Raw genomic sequence first — 3,272 nt, forward strand, 5'->3', positions numbered from 1 at the left:
GCTTATTCCCTCCTAGCAGCACGCTTCATTTACCAGTCCAATAATCAAAGGTCAGCACATTATTTTTGAAAAAGGAGTAGGGCAAATAACAGTACCCTTGGTCACCCCAACCTTTTCCCCAAGAGTTTCGGACGATCACTACACCCTGGCCTTTCTTCTTGCCATCCCGGTACCCAACTGCTAGCATGGCGTGCCCGCCTAAAAGCATTTCCTTTTTACGGTCTGGATAAGGGACACGTCCTGTTCGGAGAACAGCTAGGCTTTCAAAGGAGGCATACAAATATATTCCGAAGACAACAGGTTGACCGTCTGCCAAAGCTGCTTTGATTCCCGCCAGATCATGGATGCGATGATAGCTGCCAATTCGATAATTCCCTGCCGTTTGCTCAGCGTCACCATCAGGCTTCTCTTTAAATTTAGCAATTTGGTACGGCCATTCGCTTTCTGGGCAAACACCGACTTTCTGAAGCACTTTCATACCGTCGCGGACTGTTGCGCCCGAATCCCTGTTTACCGTACCTTCTAATTGTCTCTCGTGCCAATAATGAAAAAGTCGGGATAACCGTAGCGATGAATCGCTTTCTTGACGCAGCCAATATTCACGTAGTCCGCTTACAATGGCATTCGACGTGCAAGAACCTAAATTCCCTTGATTGACAATTGGAGAAAGCTTGCTCCGCAAGTCGACTTTGCGGGGCAGCTGAGATTCACGCACATAATTGACGCTGCGGTAAAATAAGTCGCGAAAGTCACGTTGGTCCCGCTTTACCGTTAACTTCCTTCTCATCTGTTTTCCTCCCCATTGCCCGTTTGTGGAATTGTACTCCAGTGTATTCACCCATAGGCAGGAGCGTGCAAAAAGCGCATACCCCAGGGCATGCGCGCGCGGCAAAATTTATTATTTTTTCATTGCTTTCTGATAAATGGCTAAGTATCTGCTCGTCATGAGGGATGTGGCAAACCGCCTGATCACATAACTGCGGAGCGCAGCAGGCTCCGGGTAACGCCCTTGCTTGACTTTGGCAATCATTTCGGGGACAGAACGACATATCAACTCAGGAAATCCAGCCATGACCTCTGGGACGGCGCCACGATTTAAAGCAATTACAGGCGTACCGCACACCATCGCTTCAATCATTACAAGCCCAAAAGGTTCTTCCCAAACCGTAGGAAATAATAGACAGGCTGCGTATTTAAGCAGCTTTTGTTTTCTTTTGCCCCCGACAGGACCTATGAATTTACTGAACTCATAATCTTTTGGGTTAATTGCCATTGTAGACGAAGTCCCCGCGATTATTCACGCGTTGTTTCACAGGAAGATGCATCGTGCACACCGTTGGAATGCTCAGCATGCGAATCCCTAGAGCAGAAGTGAAGGTATGGTCATGGATGACATCTACACCCGGTGGCATTTTACGCAAAACATAACTGGCGATACCTTGATCACGAAGCCCTATTGGAAAAGGAACTAATTTGGCGCTTGTCCGACTGCCTCTAGTTGCAAAAATCGTCACCGTGTGACCTCTCTGCACGAGACTTTCGGTCAGTTCATGAACAACCTTCTCTGTCCCTCCCTGATTCGTCGGCGGTAGCTTATGAGCATCCGGAAAATAAGCGTTCAGCACCAAACGGAAAAAACCAGGCACAACCACGTCTGTCTCAGACGGGTCCACCTGGTTCCGTTAGCTCATCCATCGCTTATCGCAGATAGCGGCAAAGCGGCTGTATGTTTTGCTCTCGAATGCACGCAACAACTAATTCGGCGATAGCGATACCGCCTTTTTCTTGGAAATGCGTATTATCCTCCGCCCCTTTGGGGAAATTAGGAAACTCCCCGGGCCATGCCCACATAAACAAGGATTTGGTTTCCTCAGGACCCTGCGTTTCGAACAATTGCTTGCTTTCTTCCGCCAAATCAATGAGAACAACGTCCGCCTCTTCCGCCAACTGCTTCATAGCCGTAATATAGTCGCTGTGTGTGTCGATGATTTTGCCAGCTTGATCAAAAAATCTCCGCTGCACTGGCGTCACTAGAATGGGAACAGCTCCCCGCGTCCGAGCTTCCTGAATATACATCATAAGATGCTCTTTGTAGGTGGTAAAAGGGGAAGTCGCCCGCTCCTCGTCCAGCTTTTGATCGTTATGTCCGAATTGAATGAACAAATAATCATTCGCCGTCATCGCCTCAAGTATCGGCGCAAACCGTCCTTCATTCAGGAAGCTCTTGGAGCTGCGTCCTGACATCGCATGATTCGCTACTGAGGCATCCGCTTTGATGAAAAGCGGGAGCATTTGCCCCCAGCCCGTGTAAGGATATCCATCCTGCGGCTGATCCGTTACTGTGGAGTCGCCAACCAAATACAAGGTAGAGGCTTGAGGCGCCGACATGATCTCCAATGCGTTAATGCGCGGTGCAGCGCCAGAGAACGCTAGCTTCAATTGTCCGTCTGCTACATGGACGCTGAAGCTGTTAGATACGAATTCTCCCGCCGCTGTGCGGCATTCCGACAGAAGGAGTCTTCCCTCTCCTACCTTCAAGCCCGTAACTGTTGCCGTAATCAAATCTCCCATTAGTGTATGAATCGTATAATTGCCATTCGGCAAATCAACTAGGAACACAGCGCGGGCGGGAATGCAAAAGTCTTGACGAAGCGCTCCCGATCTCCCACGATCCCTCTCATACACCTCAGAGCCTGCCATAAAGCCATAGCCGCCATTCTCCTCCTGATAGATAGAATCATGGCTAATTTTCGTGAAACCTTCTTTCGAAGGACTTTGTTCCGGACCAAAATCAAATTTCAAATGTATATTCATCATATTTCACCCTCTACCAGTCCCTGCGGTTAAGTAAGGAGGATAAGAAGATGAGTCCCAATCCTTGACCCCAGCCTTGAATCCTTTTGTAAGGAACACCTTTGTAGCCGTCGATATCCCGCATCACCGCTGTGCCAGCAGACACGCCCGTGATCGTACCGTCATCTGTAATGCGTGAGAGAATGCCCTTAATCGACTTGTTCGTATATTTATTATATAACGGACCTGCTCCGATAAGCGCTGCCGCGATCCCTGCAGAACCGGAAGTTTCCAGATACGCATCCTTATCCGTCAGAACAGTGTGCCATAGTCCGCTTTCATCCTGCAAACGTACCAACGCGCTTAGCTGATCACGCAGTGATCCTTCAATGATCATGAAGGAGGGATGCGTCACATGCACGAGCCTCAATGCACGAGCCATCGTAATGGCAGCCCATGAATTCCCGCGTGCCCAGTAG

At 49.1% G+C, this 3,272-nt stretch carries 5 protein-coding genes; all 5 read right to left on the reverse strand.

Going from position 1 to position 3,272, the window contains the following annotated elements:
- Nucleotides 1-25: 25 nt before the first annotated feature.
- Nucleotides 26-787 (reverse strand): C1 family peptidase, encoded by a 762-nt coding sequence (locus AC1DUA_RS30670; RefSeq protein WP_477503347.1) that lies wholly within the window; start codon nucleotides 785-787, stop codon nucleotides 26-28.
- Between the two features lie 111 nt (nucleotides 788-898).
- Nucleotides 899-1,273, reverse strand: coding sequence for a glycosyltransferase (locus tag AC1DUA_RS30675; RefSeq protein ID WP_477503348.1), 375 nt, complete (start codon nucleotides 1,271-1,273; stop codon nucleotides 899-901).
- Nucleotides 1,263-1,673, reverse strand: coding sequence for a glycosyltransferase (locus AC1DUA_RS30680; RefSeq protein WP_477503349.1), 411 nt, complete (start codon nucleotides 1,671-1,673; stop codon nucleotides 1,263-1,265). The genes AC1DUA_RS30675 and AC1DUA_RS30680 overlap by 11 nt, the downstream gene beginning before the upstream one ends.
- 25 nt (nucleotides 1,674-1,698) lie before the next feature.
- Nucleotides 1,699-2,814, reverse strand: coding sequence for a rhamnogalacturonan acetylesterase (locus tag AC1DUA_RS30685; RefSeq protein WP_477503351.1), 1,116 nt, complete (start codon nucleotides 2,812-2,814; stop codon nucleotides 1,699-1,701).
- A gap of 13 nt (nucleotides 2,815-2,827) precedes the next feature.
- The coding region (locus tag AC1DUA_RS30690) for a glycoside hydrolase family 88 protein (protein ID WP_477503350.1) at nucleotides 2,828-3,272 on the reverse strand (445 nt) is incomplete at its 5' end.

It is taken from the genome of Paenibacillus sp. 01T422 (assembly GCF_056398785.1).